Annotated in this window: 15 protein-coding genes; 10 read left to right on the top strand and 5 right to left on the bottom strand. The window is 38.1% G+C overall.

Annotated elements, in window-relative coordinates; translation table 11 throughout:
• Positions 1 to 14 precede the first annotated feature (14 nt).
• The 3 genes from BMZ31_RS04740 (at position 15) to BMZ31_RS04730 (ending at position 2,569) form a co-directional block, all read left to right on the top strand.
• Positions 15 to 659: a response regulator gene (locus BMZ31_RS04740; RefSeq protein ID WP_090830554.1), complete on the top strand. Its 645-nt coding sequence runs from the start codon at positions 15 to 17 to the stop codon at positions 657 to 659.
• A gap of 138 nt (positions 660 to 797) precedes the next feature.
• Entirely contained in the window at positions 798 to 1,325 is a 528-nt protein-coding gene (locus BMZ31_RS04735) for an NADPH-dependent FMN reductase (RefSeq protein WP_090830553.1), read from the top strand.
• Positions 1,326 to 1,336: 11 nt separating this feature from the next.
• Entirely contained in the window at positions 1,337 to 2,569 is a 1,233-nt protein-coding gene (locus tag BMZ31_RS04730; RefSeq protein WP_090830552.1) for an MFS transporter, read from the top strand.
• A 45-nt stretch (positions 2,570 to 2,614) separates the two neighbouring features.
• On the opposite strand, the gene BMZ31_RS04725 is transcribed toward BMZ31_RS04730, so the two are convergent.
• Positions 2,615 to 2,866, bottom strand: coding sequence for a YhdB family protein (locus BMZ31_RS04725; protein ID WP_090830551.1), 252 nt, complete (start codon positions 2,864 to 2,866; stop codon positions 2,615 to 2,617).
• A gap of 136 nt (positions 2,867 to 3,002) precedes the next feature.
• Here BMZ31_RS04725 and BMZ31_RS04720 point away from each other — a divergent pair, with 136 nt between their 5' ends.
• From BMZ31_RS04720 to BMZ31_RS04710, 3 genes are all read left to right on the top strand, one after another.
• Entirely contained in the window at positions 3,003 to 3,992 is a 990-nt protein-coding gene (locus BMZ31_RS04720) for a M14 family zinc carboxypeptidase (protein ID WP_254778585.1), read from the top strand.
• Positions 3,993 to 4,031: 39 nt separating this feature from the next.
• Positions 4,032 to 4,352, top strand: a complete 321-nt coding sequence (locus tag BMZ31_RS04715) for a DUF3889 domain-containing protein (RefSeq protein ID WP_090830549.1) — start codon at positions 4,032 to 4,034, stop codon at positions 4,350 to 4,352.
• Positions 4,353 to 4,689: 337 nt separating this feature from the next.
• Positions 4,690 to 6,102 (top strand): SpoVR family protein, encoded by a 1,413-nt coding sequence (locus tag BMZ31_RS04710; RefSeq protein WP_090830548.1) that lies wholly within the window; start codon positions 4,690 to 4,692, stop codon positions 6,100 to 6,102.
• Between the two features lie 106 nt (positions 6,103 to 6,208).
• On the opposite strand, the gene BMZ31_RS04700 is transcribed toward BMZ31_RS04710, so the two are convergent.
• The gene (locus BMZ31_RS04700) at positions 6,209 to 6,703 is read right to left on the bottom strand and encodes a PCYCGC motif-containing (lipo)protein (RefSeq protein ID WP_302846832.1); all 495 of its coding nucleotides are present in this window, start codon (positions 6,701 to 6,703) and stop codon (positions 6,209 to 6,211) included.
• A gap of 204 nt (positions 6,704 to 6,907) precedes the next feature.
• On the opposite strand from BMZ31_RS04700, the gene BMZ31_RS20225 reads away from it, so the two are divergent.
• The gene (locus BMZ31_RS20225) at positions 6,908 to 7,132 is read left to right on the top strand and encodes a hypothetical protein (RefSeq protein ID WP_090830546.1); all 225 of its coding nucleotides are present in this window, start codon (positions 6,908 to 6,910) and stop codon (positions 7,130 to 7,132) included.
• Positions 7,133 to 7,310: 178 nt separating this feature from the next.
• Here the strand turns inward: BMZ31_RS20225 and BMZ31_RS04690 are convergent, their stop codons facing one another.
• From BMZ31_RS04690 to BMZ31_RS04680, 3 genes are read right to left on the bottom strand one after another with little or no spacing between them, the layout of a single operon-like run.
• The gene (locus tag BMZ31_RS04690; protein WP_090830545.1) at positions 7,311 to 7,499 is read right to left on the bottom strand and encodes a twin-arginine translocase TatA/TatE family subunit; all 189 of its coding nucleotides are present in this window, start codon (positions 7,497 to 7,499) and stop codon (positions 7,311 to 7,313) included.
• 12 nt (positions 7,500 to 7,511) lie between these two features.
• Complete coding sequence (locus tag BMZ31_RS04685; RefSeq protein WP_090830544.1) at positions 7,512 to 8,681, bottom strand: ZIP family metal transporter; 1,170 nt, start codon at positions 8,679 to 8,681, stop codon at positions 7,512 to 7,514.
• A 15-nt stretch (positions 8,682 to 8,696) separates the two neighbouring features.
• Positions 8,697 to 9,713: a multicopper oxidase domain-containing protein gene (locus tag BMZ31_RS04680; RefSeq protein WP_090830543.1), complete on the bottom strand. Its 1,017-nt coding sequence runs from the start codon at positions 9,711 to 9,713 to the stop codon at positions 8,697 to 8,699.
• A 360-nt stretch (positions 9,714 to 10,073) separates the two neighbouring features.
• Here BMZ31_RS04680 and BMZ31_RS04675 point away from each other — a divergent pair, with 360 nt between their 5' ends.
• The 3 genes from BMZ31_RS04675 to BMZ31_RS04665 all read left to right on the top strand — a co-directional run bounded on the left by BMZ31_RS04675 (position 10,074) and on the right by BMZ31_RS04665 (position 12,835).
• The gene (locus BMZ31_RS04675; RefSeq protein ID WP_090830542.1) at positions 10,074 to 11,111 is read left to right on the top strand and encodes a flavin-containing monooxygenase; all 1,038 of its coding nucleotides are present in this window, start codon (positions 10,074 to 10,076) and stop codon (positions 11,109 to 11,111) included.
• Between the two features lie 91 nt (positions 11,112 to 11,202).
• Positions 11,203 to 11,757: a copper resistance CopC family protein gene (locus tag BMZ31_RS04670; RefSeq protein ID WP_090830541.1), complete on the top strand. Its 555-nt coding sequence runs from the start codon at positions 11,203 to 11,205 to the stop codon at positions 11,755 to 11,757.
• 1 nt (position 11,758) lies between these two features.
• Positions 11,759 to 12,835, top strand: coding sequence for a copper resistance D family protein (locus tag BMZ31_RS04665; RefSeq protein WP_090830540.1), 1,077 nt, complete (start codon positions 11,759 to 11,761; stop codon positions 12,833 to 12,835).
• The last annotated feature ends 251 nt before the right edge of the window (positions 12,836 to 13,086 follow it).

Below are 13,086 nucleotides of genomic sequence, written 5' to 3'. Positions count from 1 at the left end.
GGAGAGAGGATTATATGGGGATTAGAATCTTAATTGCTGACGATCATCACGTCGTTAGAAGAGGGTTAGTCTTTTTCTTGAAGACGCAACAAGAAATTGAAATCATTGGTGAGGCCAGGAATGGAAAAGAAGCCGTTGAGTTGGCCTCAAAGCTAAACCCAGATTTGATTTTAATGGATCTTGTCATGCCTGTCATGAATGGGATAGAAGCAACAAAACTGATCAAACAAGAAAACCCACATATAAAAATTATGATGCTGACGAGTTTTTCTGATCAGGATCATGTCATTCCTGCTATTGAAGCAGGAGCATCGGGTTATCAATTAAAAGATATCGAACCTGATGACTTAGTTCGTGCTATTAAGCAATTGATGAATGGAGTGAACCAGCTGCATCCAAAGGCGACTAGTCACTTACTGGAGCATATGACTAATAAAAACAATCAACGCAAGGAACCAATAGAAAGTCTGACACGCCGAGAAATCGAAGTCTTAAAAGAAGTGGCGAATGGAAAGAGCAATAAAGAAATTGCTTCTACTTTATTTATTTCAGAAAAAACCGTGAAAACGCATGTATCTAATATATTATCCAAGTTGGAATTAGCTGATCGAACACAAGCAGCGCTTTTTGCTGTTCGAAATGGTGTAATGGAAATGTAACCTTTTCTACAACTTTAGTCGTAGAAATCACAGTAAGAATTTCCATCTCATTGACTACGGAAAAATCAAGCGTATAGATGATTTTGAAGATGCTTTTTCTTCCTATAATGATATTAGAAACCTAAAGGAGAGAGAGCGATGAAAATATTAATGATCAATGGTAGCCCAAGAAAAACAGGGCGTACGGGGATTGCTTCTCGTTATATTACGAAAATGCACGGTGTTGATTTCATTGATTTGAGTGTGTTGGATGTTCCAATCTTCAATGGTGAAAAGGATCAAAACGAACTTGCTTCCGTTAAGCATATACGTACATCAGTTTCTGAAGCGGATGGAATTATTATGGCTTCACCAGAGTACCATAGTGGCATGAGCGGCGCGTTAAAGAATGCGCTCGATTTTCTTGGTAGCGAGCATTTTGCAAACAAACCCGTCGCACTTTTAGCAGTGGCGGGGGGTGGCAAGGGTGGAATCAATGCCTTAAATAACATGCGAACAGTAGCACGAGGATTATATGCCAATGCCATTCCAAAACAGCTTGTCCTCGATCCACATTGTTTCAATTACGAAAACGATGGTCTAAATGATACTGCCGCTACACAAGTCAATGGGCTTATTGAAGAACTAAAGATTTATGTCCGAAGCTTCTCAATCATGAAGGCATAGGAGGAGTGAAAATGGCGAACTTATATAGTGATAAGCGTTTTTTCTTTATACTCGCAGCCAATATTCTCTCATCAATCGGTTCAGGGATTACCATGATTGCGATCCCTTGGCTTCTTGTGTCTGAAGTAGATGGGGGTAAGATATTCGGTTATATTACCATCGCTATGACGGCTGTAAATTTTGTTTTAACTCCCATGATTGGTCATATAGTTGACCGTTACTCTCGGAAAAATATACTTTTAGTCGGTGAATCCCTAGGCTTTATTCTGATTACAATCTTTTCAATTTATGGGTTGATGGGATTCGAGTATCAGATCTGGCATTATCTAATTTTATTTGGCACAGGTAGTTTTTATTATAATCTCTTCTATCCAGCTATCTTTGCATTCAATCAAGAGATTTTTGATAAAAGTGTTTACAGAAGTTTAAATGGAGCGATGGAAATACAAGGTCAGCTCTCCAGTGTTTTAGCAGGCGCATTAGCGGCAGTGCTCTTGACGAAGGTTGGACTGGAATGGTTATTGTTAATCGATGCACTCACTTATTTAGCTGCGTTCTTATTTTTCAAAGCCATACCTTACGTGCAAAAACCGCTTTCTAATCAAGGTGAAGCATTCTTAATGAAGTTAACAGAAGGTTATCGCTTTATGAAAGTTAGACCAGCTTTATTCTTTTTCCTCTTAGCATCATTTATGCCATTTATCGGAGTTATGGTCACGAACTATGTGTTTCCCGTTTATCTAGCTGAAGTTTTAAAAGCTGAAGCTGCAGTATATGGAATGCAAACCACGATCTATGGAGTTGGAGCCGTCATTGCAGGAATATTGATTCCGGTCATCTCATTAAAATGGGGCAATCGATATACCATACTTTTTACTGTATTCCTATACGCAACTGCGATTTCTACAATCGTTTTGACATCATCGATATCTGTTTACTTTTTGCTAACAGTGTTGCTTGCGTTTGGAAATGCAGGGACGCGAGTGGCTAGAAATGCATTTATGATGGACGTCATTCCTAATGCCATAATGGGTAGGGTGGATAGTTTGTTTAGGGTTGTCGGATTAGGGATAAGGCTCCTCTTATTAACGATTTTTACACAGTTAAGTTCCCAGGATCATATTTCATACAGTTTTTATCTTTTGTCGGCTGTGCTGATTGCCGCTTTCCTCACTGTTCTTTTTTCTTCGAGAAAATTTGTAGAAACTGACACCCATACTTTGCTAAAAACACGGACCAGTTAATGGCCCGTGTTTTTTCTATTCATTGTATTGGATAATCCGATTACCTTAGGAAAGACTATATACAGCTAATTCTTCATCCTCTATAGAAGTTTCGCTGGCGTGTTCAATATACCTTAGTAGAGAAGTTAATTGTTTCTCTAATGCATTATATTCTTTTTCAAAATGGTAGGCATGCAAGAAATGTTCGATCTTCTTGGAGAGAAATTGATCTTTTGTTCTTACCATTAAGATCAATAAATTATCCCATTGAGATCGGTGAGTGTAATAAAGAGCTCGATCATAATCAGTATTGTTCATCTGTTTCTGTCCCCTCCTCGTTGGGAGTGGTTATATTTTGTGATAAACCAGGAGAGAAATCTCGCAGTAAATGTTGGACATCTTGAATCAGCGCGTTTTTCAAGTTTTACCTGTATAAATGTAGAGGAGTATCGTGATGAAAAAGCGGTTGCTTTTAATGATATGTTTATTATCATTTTATTCGAATATTGCTTATGCAAGTCCAGTGGTGAAAACCGACAACCTATACACATATGAGGAAATGTTAAGGGATGTTAGCGATTTAGACCGGAAATACAAAGAAATCATTACTGTGAACACAATTGGCCATTCCCATTTTAATCGCAAAATCATGGCGATTAAGCTCGGGAAAGGTCAAAACAATATTCTTATCAACGGTTCGCATCATGGGCGTGAATGGATGACGACCATGCTCATTATGAAGATGATTGAAACGTATGCTGAGGCATACGCAAATAATAATGTAATCGGTAAATATAAGACCGATATCTTCAATGACTTTTCTATATGGTTTGTGCCTATGGTTAATCCGGATGGGGTAACGTTACAGCAATTTGGTCCAAATCAATTCCCGATCTTTCATCAGAAGTCTTTGCTTCACATGAATAATGACTCACATGATTTCAAAGGTTGGAAAGCGAATGGTTGGGGTGTGGATTTGAACAGGCAATACCCAGCGGGCTGGAATGAATTAAAAGGCGAGAGCCAAAGGAATTATCAATTTTACAAAGGACACAAACCCCTGCAAGCTATTGAGGTTCAAGCTATTTCCCATTTTACTAAGAGAATTAAACCGGCTTTAGCCATTTCTTATCACACTGCTGGACGAGAAATATTCTGGAATTACCAAAATGGTGAATGGCTAGTAAGAGACAGAAAAATCGCTGCTAAAGTGGCACAATTGACGGGATATAAACTAAATATCCCTCCTAAAAAAGCAACTGGAGGCGGCTTTACAGATTGGTTTATTACTACTTTTCATAAGCCGGCAATGACGATTGAAATCAGTTTTCTAGTAGGGGAAAGAAACCCACCCTTATCCGTTTTTTCAGAGGAGTGGGTGCGAAATTGCGAAGTTGGAATCATGCTCGCACATGAAATTAAAACAATGTACATAAAAAAATAAGCATTCGCTAAAAATACGAAAGGAAAGGAAGTGTACCAGATGAAAAAAATATGGATGTTAGCGGTATTATCTTTGGCATTGACGCTCGGCTTTCAAGCCTCAAAATCCAGCGCTCAACAACCTGATTATGCTAAATACGGAAATGTAGCCATTGCTGTTGTAAAAGCGGATTATCCTGGTATTGCTGTTACAGAGTATAACTATATTGGGAGAACGAAGCCCAACGCCACAGACGTTACTGACTCATTTCGCTTCAAAGTAACGGAAAATGGAAAGCCAAAAGTTGTGGTTGTAAAAGTCACCCACAATTTAGAAAACAAAAAGCTACTGAATCTAACAGTTGGCGAGGAAAAACCATAGGACTACTACTCCTATGGTTTTTCCCTTTTTGTGCTTTTTAAAGTGTTTTTTGGCTCAACATATTGCCTGTTAAAATATTTGACGTGATTTTTGTAACTTTTGACGGGTTTTTGAAATATATGAGGTGAAATTTCATTATTTGACGTGATTTCGAAAAGATATGATTGGAACTTAATATTCAGAAAATAATAATGAGTAATTATCCTTATATTTCAGCCAAGGAACTGTTCATTTAATCTGCTACTTGGGACCACCACATCTTTTTCAGTTCGGATTCGTTTCATCATTCCCGATTTCTTCTCATACATTGTGGTAAGAAGAAAAAGGGGGAGTGAAGATGAATTCTGAAGGCCGAAAAGCATTGGAGAAGGCTATCGGAGAAATAACGGAGATTGCAAAAGGATTTGGTTTGGATTTTTATCAGATGAGATACGAAATCTGCCCTGCTGAAATCATTTATACATTCGGTGCCTATGGAATGCCGACGCGATTTTCACATTGGAGCTTTGGTAAACAGTTTTTTAAGATGAAGCTGCATTATGATTTAGGTTTAAGCAAAATTTATGAACTTGTTATTAACTCTAATCCTTGTTACGCCTTTTTACTTGATTCCAATTCCCTTATTCAAAATAAACTCATTGTTGCCCACGTTTTAGCTCATTGCGACTTTTTTAAAAATAATGTCAGATTTCAAAATACAAAGCGCGAAATGGTTGAGAGTATGGCTGCAACAGCTGACCGGATTCAACAATATGAAATTCGTTATGGAAAGAAAGAGGTAGAAACCTTCCTTGATGCCGTATTGGCGATAGAAGAACATATTGACCCTTCGTTAATGAGACCAAAATTGGCTTGGACAATGGAAGATGAAGTTGAATCTTCGGAAGACCGTGCACCCGTTACTCCATATGATGACCTGTGGGGTATGGACAAAAAAGAGGAAAAGAAGACTGATAAATCCACGAAAAAGAAATTTCCCCCTCGTCCAGAAAAGGATTTATTGCTATTCATAGAGACTTACAGCAAAGAACTTGCTGACTGGCAAAGAGATATTCTCACGATGATGCGTGATGAAATGCTCTATTTTTGGCCTCAGCTTGAAACCAAAATCATGAACGAAGGCTGGGCATCTTTTTGGCACCAGCGGATACTCCGTGAAATGGATTTGACGAGCGGTGAAGCGATTGAATTTGCCAAACTGAATGCAGGTGTCGTGCAGCCATCAAGAACGGGAATTAACCCTTACTATTTAGGTATCAAGATTTTTGAAGATATTGAAGAGCGTTTTAATAACCCAACAGAAGAAATGAAGAGAAGGGGAGTCAAACCTGGATCCGGTCGTGAAAAGATGTTTGAGGTACGGGAAATTGAATCAGATATTTCATTTTTACGAAACTACCTTACGAAAGATCTTGTTATGCGTGAAGACATGTATTTATTCCAGAAACAAGGCAAGGAATACAAAGTGGTCGACAAACAATGGGAGCATGTAAGGGACCAACTCGTCAGTATGCGTGTCAATGGTGGCTTCCCATATATCACCGTAAACGATGGAGATTACATGAAGAATGGAGAACTATACCTTAAGCACTGGTTTGAGGGAATTGAACTGGACCTGAAGTATTTGGAGAAGGTATTGCCATATGTTCACCAACTATGGGGAAGAATCGTCCACATGGAAAGTGTTATTGAAGGCAGGGCAATGCTATTTACGTATGATGGAAAAGGGATCCATCGGAAATATTTATAACAAAAAGGAGCGATGTTACCCCTATTTGCTGGGATACTCACAGCTATACACGTATGGACGAAACATTAAGCAATAAACAAAAAACGCTGAAAATTTTCAGCGTTTTTTATGCTTCTGGTATTGGAGTCGGAGTGGATGGTGTACCCAATCCTTTGTATTTTTCATCAATTTGATTACGGATATCTTTTAAAGGTGTCCCTTTTTCGAACTCTGCTTTAGCCTCACGGGCTATATCTACACAAACCCCTCAGCCAAAGCCCATTGTATCAAGGGTTACGGTAGTACCTTCAATTTTATCTACGAAACAATTTGTGTTGCTTGTATGCCCGTCTTCTTCGTAGCATCCACAGTAGCAAGGCATGTAATTGAGGACCTCAGGATTAGAAACTGCGAATTGATATGCTTCTAACACTTTGGGGCTATCCGTATAGTTTGTTACAACAGACCAATCATCGCTACCTATATTATAAGTTAGAACAGGTGCGTTTTTTTCGTTGTGTTCAGTGTGCTGACCGTCAGACTGTTCTTGTTCACCTGTTGATGATGAACAACCAGTAGATAATGCGACGACTGTCAGTATAGGGAATAAATACTTTTTCATCTAAACTTCCTTTCCATGAATAGCAAGGTTTATATAGATACTCTGTTATAAATAGAAGGATACAGAATTACTTTTATAGATTCAATGGAAAGTATTGAATATTCCTGATTTGTTCATTGTTTTGTTACAATTCCAAAATATAAAGACCACCATCCAAATCCTCTTTCCTTGTTTATCCCAATCAGTAAGATAATTCTTAGGAGAATGAGTGGGGTTTGTGATACAATCCTGCATGAGATGGTTTTAGAAAGGATGTACATGATGAACTTTGCACTGGGATTTAATCTTATGGTTTTTCTTCCTGATATTGCAATATATTTAGTATTATCGTTATTATCGTTAGGTGTAATCTTTTTCTTTAAGAAAAAATCAGATCAAGAATTAAGGGAACTCGAAGAAAAAGGCCAATCAAACATAAAACAACCCTAAAAAGTAATGACATGGGTCCAACTGAAAGATGATAATAATAGAATCCATATTTATTAAACTAAAAGAGGGAGTCCGAAAGTTTGCTTTTGGACTCCCTCTTTTTTCATGTGTGGTTATGGTTTGTTACTTTAGTGACTGAGAATTGATGTCCGCATAGGTTGTGAAAGAATTTGATGGTTCATTTTCCTTTATCGATATCTTTTTCATGTTCATCATCGTTTTCATCCAATATTCCCTTGGTGGACTGTCTAAATTCCCTAAGCGTGGTCCCTACTGCCCGCCCTAGCTCTGGAAGTTTTTTCGGTCCAAATACGATTAATGTAAGAACAATAATTAAGATGACACCACTAATACCTATATTCGCCACTTCAATCTCCCCTTAATATTTTACGAAAAATGCCGTAAAATACATGATCAATATTCCCATTGTAAATCCGGCAAAGTTCAGCCAGGAAACTGAAGGTTCAAGGTTCTTTTTATGGTCTTCGATAAGCATTTTCGAGATAACGAAAATAACTTGTAAAATCGCTCCTGCTCCTATTCCTAGGAAAACAGCTCCCCATATTGGTGAAAAGACGAATCCCCCAAACCACGTTCCGAGGATGGCAGGTGCCCCAGCAATGGATCCAAGTAAGATAAAGGTGCTCATTTTAGGCTTTATCTTCAATAAGGGAGCTGCAATGCCAATTCCTTCGGTAATATTATGAAGTGTAAAACCAATGACTAGAAACGTTCCTAGTGCAGCTTCTCCAAGTGCGAAGGATGAGCCAATGGCCAAACCTTCACCAAAATTATGAAGACCAATGCCTGTAGCCATTAATAAAGCAATTCCAATGGGAGAATAACCTTTTCCTTTTTGTTTCTTATGTTGATACTGATCAAAGGCAATTAAAAGTAAGAAGGAAAGAACAGTACAAATAATGACAACCATATTTCCTTGGAACACAGAAGGTGCTTCTGCTCCAATTTCAAACCCATCAAACAAAGTGCCGAAAAATAAAAACAACAATAACCCAACGGTGAGCGCCATAATGCTATTGATCCATTTTCGTTTTAACCTCTTCATAAACGGATACCATAATAAGCCTAATGTGATAGGCACAATTCCTACATAAAAACCTATAAAACCGTAATTCAAGAAGTTTTTCCAAGATGGTTCTGGCGTCAAGGTTGCCGCAGCAATCGAGGCTTCCGTAATAATGCCATTTTCTGAAATTAATAGGATCGTATGTGGATCTCCTTCCACCCAAGGATAGTTAATCGTTACCTTAGCATCCTGAAATCTTTTTAATGTTGTTCCGGGATCCATTGAGAAATTCCAAACAGAATCATCCACAATCACTTGAGAAATGGTCAATGTTTCTGGCCCTGTATTACTGACATCTAGTTCAAATCCATTTGGAACGACCGTTAGTTTATCGAGATTTAAGACCTCGATTGGAGCTGCGGGGTCTCTTTCGACTCCAGCTCCATTTTTGAATACCCACCCCAGCACCAATACTAAAAGGACAAGTGGGATGAGGCCGGTTATCAACCATTTTGCTTTCATAAATTCCCCACCTTTCTAAATAACTTCAAAGAATCCCATCCATCCGAGTTCGGCAAATTCACTTACATGTGCATGGAACATGTATTTACCTTTGTAGGGGAATCGTACCTCAAGAATTCCACGTTCTCCTTGGCACTGCATGATGGTATCGGTAAATTGAGTAGGATTATCATTTCGTCCAGTTGGAATATACGTAAAGTAGTTGGCATGCAAATGGAATGAATTAAGCAAGTCAAACTCCGTTAAATTGCTCAGATAGATTCGGACAAGTTCATCCTTTTTGATTTTGATGGGATGATTCATAAAAGCAAAAGCGTACCCATTCACTGTATAAAATTCATTCGCACCGTCTAAATCCAAATCATAGGCATTCATCACCATATTTAGTTCTACGGCTTTTTCTCGTGGAGTTTTTGGGTCAATGATGAAATTCCCGTATAACCCTTTATGAATATGGCGGCGTAAAGGCAAAACATGACAATGATAAATCTGTAATCCATATGGTTTTGCTTCAAATTCGTACGTAAACGATTCACCAGGTGCTATAGGGGCAATACCGTCCATTTCAGGGGGATGAATACCATGGAAATGAATGGAGTGCGGGTGGCTCCCCTGGTTTTTAAATTGAAAACGTAAAAGATCTCCTTCTGTACAACGAAAGGTTGGTCCTGGGATTGTTCCATTGTAAGTCCAACCCGGAAATTTAATACCTTTTGCAATTTCAATTTCCTTATCAATCGCAACGACTTCATATTCACGGAGGGTTCTACCATCTGATAACGTTGACACTTTTCCATAATCAAATTCAGTCAAGAGGCGTTCAGCCATTTTGTAGCCTTCTGTTTTGGTCGTATCCATCATGTTGGTGTGACTTCCTGTATGGCCGCTTTTACCGGAAGCGTGGTGGTTTTCGGCTTTTGCTACACTTGAAAATGGAGACATTTTATTCAAATACATACTGCCTGCGATACCAAGTGCGCCTGTAGTGCCTATTTTGATAATATCGCGCCTTGAAATCTTATTATCGGACATGTTTTTACCTCCTTTTAAAAAGTTTCCCCGATGCAACTTAATTGGGTTTGTCTATAACATAATTCATGGACAATCCATTTGTCAATTACAAAATTAATAGATAATTTTGTAATTTTTTTATCAAACATTCAAACAATCATTTGACCATGAAATGATTGTTGCATATACTAATACTCAAATGAATGTTTGAATGATAAAGGTGGTGTCTTATTAGGGTTGGATCGCTATTTTTGCCGATATGGGCGCAACTCTTATTGTCACACTAAACGGCTTACGACTTCTCAAGATAAAAGACAAATAAGAAATGACTCCCCAATTGTTTGGGGAGTCTTCTATTGATTTTTTTAAGGGGGAGAATTTATGTATGACGTTATAGTCATTGGTGCGGGTCAGGCTGGTCTTTCTATGGGCTACAATTTAAAACAAAAGAATGTATCGTTCTTAATTTTGGATAAAGGAGCAGAAGTGGGTGAGAGTTGGAAAAATAGGTATGACTCTCTCACTTTATTTACACCACGCTCCTATAGCTCACTTCCTGGGTTACCTTTAAAAGGGGAACAAGAACATTATCCAACGAAGAATGAAATAAGCGATTATTTATCTTTGTACGCCACCACTTTCGAGCTCCCTATCCAGCTAAATACTTGTATTGAAAAGGTGGTCAAAACAGATGAACATTTTACTTTGTTCACCAGTAAAGGAGAATACCAAAGTAAAAATGTAATTGTTGCGACAGGTCCATTTCAAGACCCCAACATCCCAAAGTTCTCAGAGCGTTTATCTGATAAAGTCTTTCAGCTGCATTCATCTGATTACAAAAATCCTCGTCAACTTTTAAAAGGAACCACACTTGTTGTAGGTGGAGGAAACTCAGGCGCGCAGATTGCAGTAGAGTTATCAAAGGAAAGGGAAGTGTATTTATCTATTGGGCACAAGTTGAAATTCATCCCCCAGGATATCGGGAATAAAAGCGTATTTTGGTACTTTGATAAATTGGGAGTATTAAGGGCTAATGTGAAAAGTAAAATCGGAAGGATCATAAAAAATAGGCCAGATCCTATTTTCGGGTACGAACTGAAAGTTCAACTCAAAAAGGAAAGAGTTCTTCTTAAGCCTCGTGTCCTATCAGCAGATAAGAATACAGTAACTTTTGCTGACGGTAGTAATGTGGAAGTGGACAATGTCATATGGTCGACTGGTTTTAAATCCGATTATCAATGTATAAATATCCCGTCTATTTTCAATGAAAAAGGTTTTCCCATTCACGATCGTGGAATTACATCGGTTAACGGATTATACTTTTTAGGCTTACCTTGGCAATATAGAAGAGGATCAGCATTACTTCAAGGAGTCGGGACGGACGCAAAGTACCTAACTGAATACCTTTTTAAGAAGTAATGGAAAGTTAACTGTGTTATGAATTTTTGAAAATTGATCCTAACTAGAGTGTAATGATGAAAAATTTGAGCATATACAAAGGAGCTACACCATGAAAAGACTATTCTTAACACTATTATTCCTACTCGTAATGGTCCCGACCATTACGAGTGCACATACTGAAATCTCATCTTCCAATCCTTCATCAGGCCAGGTTGTAACGGAGGATCTTAAAGAAATTGTCCTTAAATTTGAGGGAGAAATTGAATCATTGAGTACGATAAATGTCACAAAGGACGGAAAAGAAATTTCCCTTTCCAGAGTTGATTTAAAAGAAAAACAAATGGTAGGTGTACTTTCATCGCCGCTTGAAGATGGAGAGTATGTGATTGATTGGAGTATTGCTGGAGAAGATGGACATCCCATCACAGGAGAGATACTTTTTTCTGTACAAATGGAACAAAAGGAAGAATCCGAACAGAATGCTGTAACAACTGAAAAAGAAGATATGAATCAGGAAATGGAGAAGAAAGAAATCACTAAGACCAATAGCACGTCTGAAAATCATGGTCACAAATCCTCAAGTCTTATAACAAATATTATGATGGTGATCCTTTTATTGATTCTTGTGTTCGGCGTATCAAAGCTTTTTAGAAGGAAGCGTTAGTATGAGTATGTTCATTTCGTTGGCTGAACTCGGGAATTATATCTTATTTTCCATTTTAGTTGGTCATGTTGCTTTACAATTCGTTTCAGAAAAAAATAAGCCTCAAATCGAGATCTCAAAGCATTTCTTACTACTTTCTACACTGGGTATCATCATTTTTACATTGGGTCCCATTGTACAAGTTATCACTTATTTTGAGGGAAGTGTCGGATTACCTCTTGCCATTTATTCTGTCCTTACAGATTTCCAGGTAGGGAGAGCGTGGCTATTTATTGGATTCATGGCAACTTTTTTATGGATGACCATTTACGTGGAGGGATCAAAATATTTACAAGCGTTTTGGCTTTTAATGATGATTCTTGCGGTAGGCTACGCCAGTCACATTGCATCACTTTCTTTATGGACGGGTTTAGTCACGCATGTCATCCATTTTCTAATGGTCACACTTTGGGTAGGGGTTCTCATTCATGTTACATGGTTTTCAACAGGAAAGTACAATTGGAAGAAGTTTCTTAAATGGTTTACTCCCTTTGCCATCGTATGTTTACTCATCGTTGTCATAAGTGGAATAAGCCTCATGCTTTTTGTTGTTGAACCGAAAGATTACGTGAATTCATGGGTGTTACCTTATGGTCAGATGCTACTTCTAAAGCACATAAGTATTATCCCCGTTCTTGTTTTTGCTTTTATGAATGGGGTTCTGGCTAAGAAAAGTTTAAAGCATTCTGCCTTCAATCCGCTGCCATGGTTAAAGGGAGAAAGTATCTTATTGTTACTTGTATTCTATTTTACTAGTGTAATGGGAACATTGTCCCCACCTCATGAAGTTGAATTTACTGTTAAAACAGAGGGAGCTTCACAATTGTTGGAATCGCTATTAGGGACGGAGATTATTTCATCATTACATTTACAATTGGTTCCAACATTCCAATCGTCTTTACTAATGTTTATAGCCATAATATTTTTGTCCTTAATTTTGGTGAGTTTTAAGAAAGTGAAACCGATTCTCTCAGTGGTATTCGGACTAAGCTTTATCATGGCTTTATATTTGGGAATAATGCTGTCGTTATTCATATAAAGATTGAGTGTTTTCAATAATAAAACAGCAATTATGTCCCATGAGTGCTTCCCGTAAGAGAGCGACAGTTTGTAGTGCACTGTGGTCGTTGGAGTCAGACTAACGGATGGGCTTAAAGGCGCCATAGTTTATCGACCTTCCTCTCCCAGCCGTAGAATCAGTATGGACGGATTCAATATATTTTCATTTTCTGTGGTGTAGCGCTGTTATTGCGCTTCATGGATGGCTAACAGGGGCTTTTATTTAAGAAC

The organism is Bacillus sp. cl95, from assembly GCF_900115925.1.
Taxonomy (GTDB): Bacteria; Bacillota; Bacilli; order Bacillales; family Cytobacillaceae; genus Neobacillus_A.
The sequence above is the reverse complement of the archived record's forward strand: the minus strand, read 5'-3'. Positions and strand labels throughout refer to the sequence as shown.

Excerpts from the sequence above, each read along its gene's own strand:
- BMZ31_RS20225 (WP_090830546.1), top strand. The coding sequence starts at position 6,908 with ATGAGTGGGGTTTGTGATACAATCCTGCATGAGATGGTTTTAGAAAGG.
- BMZ31_RS04670 (WP_090830541.1), top strand. The coding sequence starts at position 11,203 with ATGAAAAGACTATTCTTAACACTATTATTCCTACTCGTAATGGTCCCG.
- BMZ31_RS04665 (WP_090830540.1), top strand. The coding sequence starts at position 11,759 with ATGAGTATGTTCATTTCGTTGGCTGAACTCGGGAATTATATCTTATTT.
- BMZ31_RS04735 (WP_090830553.1), top strand. The coding sequence starts at position 798 with ATGAAAATATTAATGATCAATGGTAGCCCAAGAAAAACAGGGCGTACG.
- BMZ31_RS04685 (WP_090830544.1), bottom strand. The coding sequence starts at position 8,681 with ATGAAAGCAAAATGGTTGATAACCGGCCTCATCCCACTTGTCCTTTTA.
- BMZ31_RS04730 (WP_090830552.1), top strand. The coding sequence starts at position 1,337 with ATGGCGAACTTATATAGTGATAAGCGTTTTTTCTTTATACTCGCAGCC.
- BMZ31_RS04715 (WP_090830549.1), top strand. The coding sequence starts at position 4,032 with ATGAAAAAAATATGGATGTTAGCGGTATTATCTTTGGCATTGACGCTC.
- BMZ31_RS04710 (WP_090830548.1), top strand. The coding sequence starts at position 4,690 with ATGAATTCTGAAGGCCGAAAAGCATTGGAGAAGGCTATCGGAGAAATA.
- BMZ31_RS04740 (WP_090830554.1), top strand. The coding sequence starts at position 15 with ATGGGGATTAGAATCTTAATTGCTGACGATCATCACGTCGTTAGAAGA.
- BMZ31_RS04675 (WP_090830542.1), top strand. The coding sequence starts at position 10,074 with ATGTATGACGTTATAGTCATTGGTGCGGGTCAGGCTGGTCTTTCTATG.
- BMZ31_RS04725 (WP_090830551.1), bottom strand. The coding sequence starts at position 2,866 with ATGAACAATACTGATTATGATCGAGCTCTTTATTACACTCACCGATCT.
- BMZ31_RS04680 (WP_090830543.1), bottom strand. The coding sequence starts at position 9,713 with ATGTCCGATAATAAGATTTCAAGGCGCGATATTATCAAAATAGGCACT.
- BMZ31_RS04720 (WP_254778585.1), top strand. The coding sequence starts at position 3,003 with ATGAAAAAGCGGTTGCTTTTAATGATATGTTTATTATCATTTTATTCG.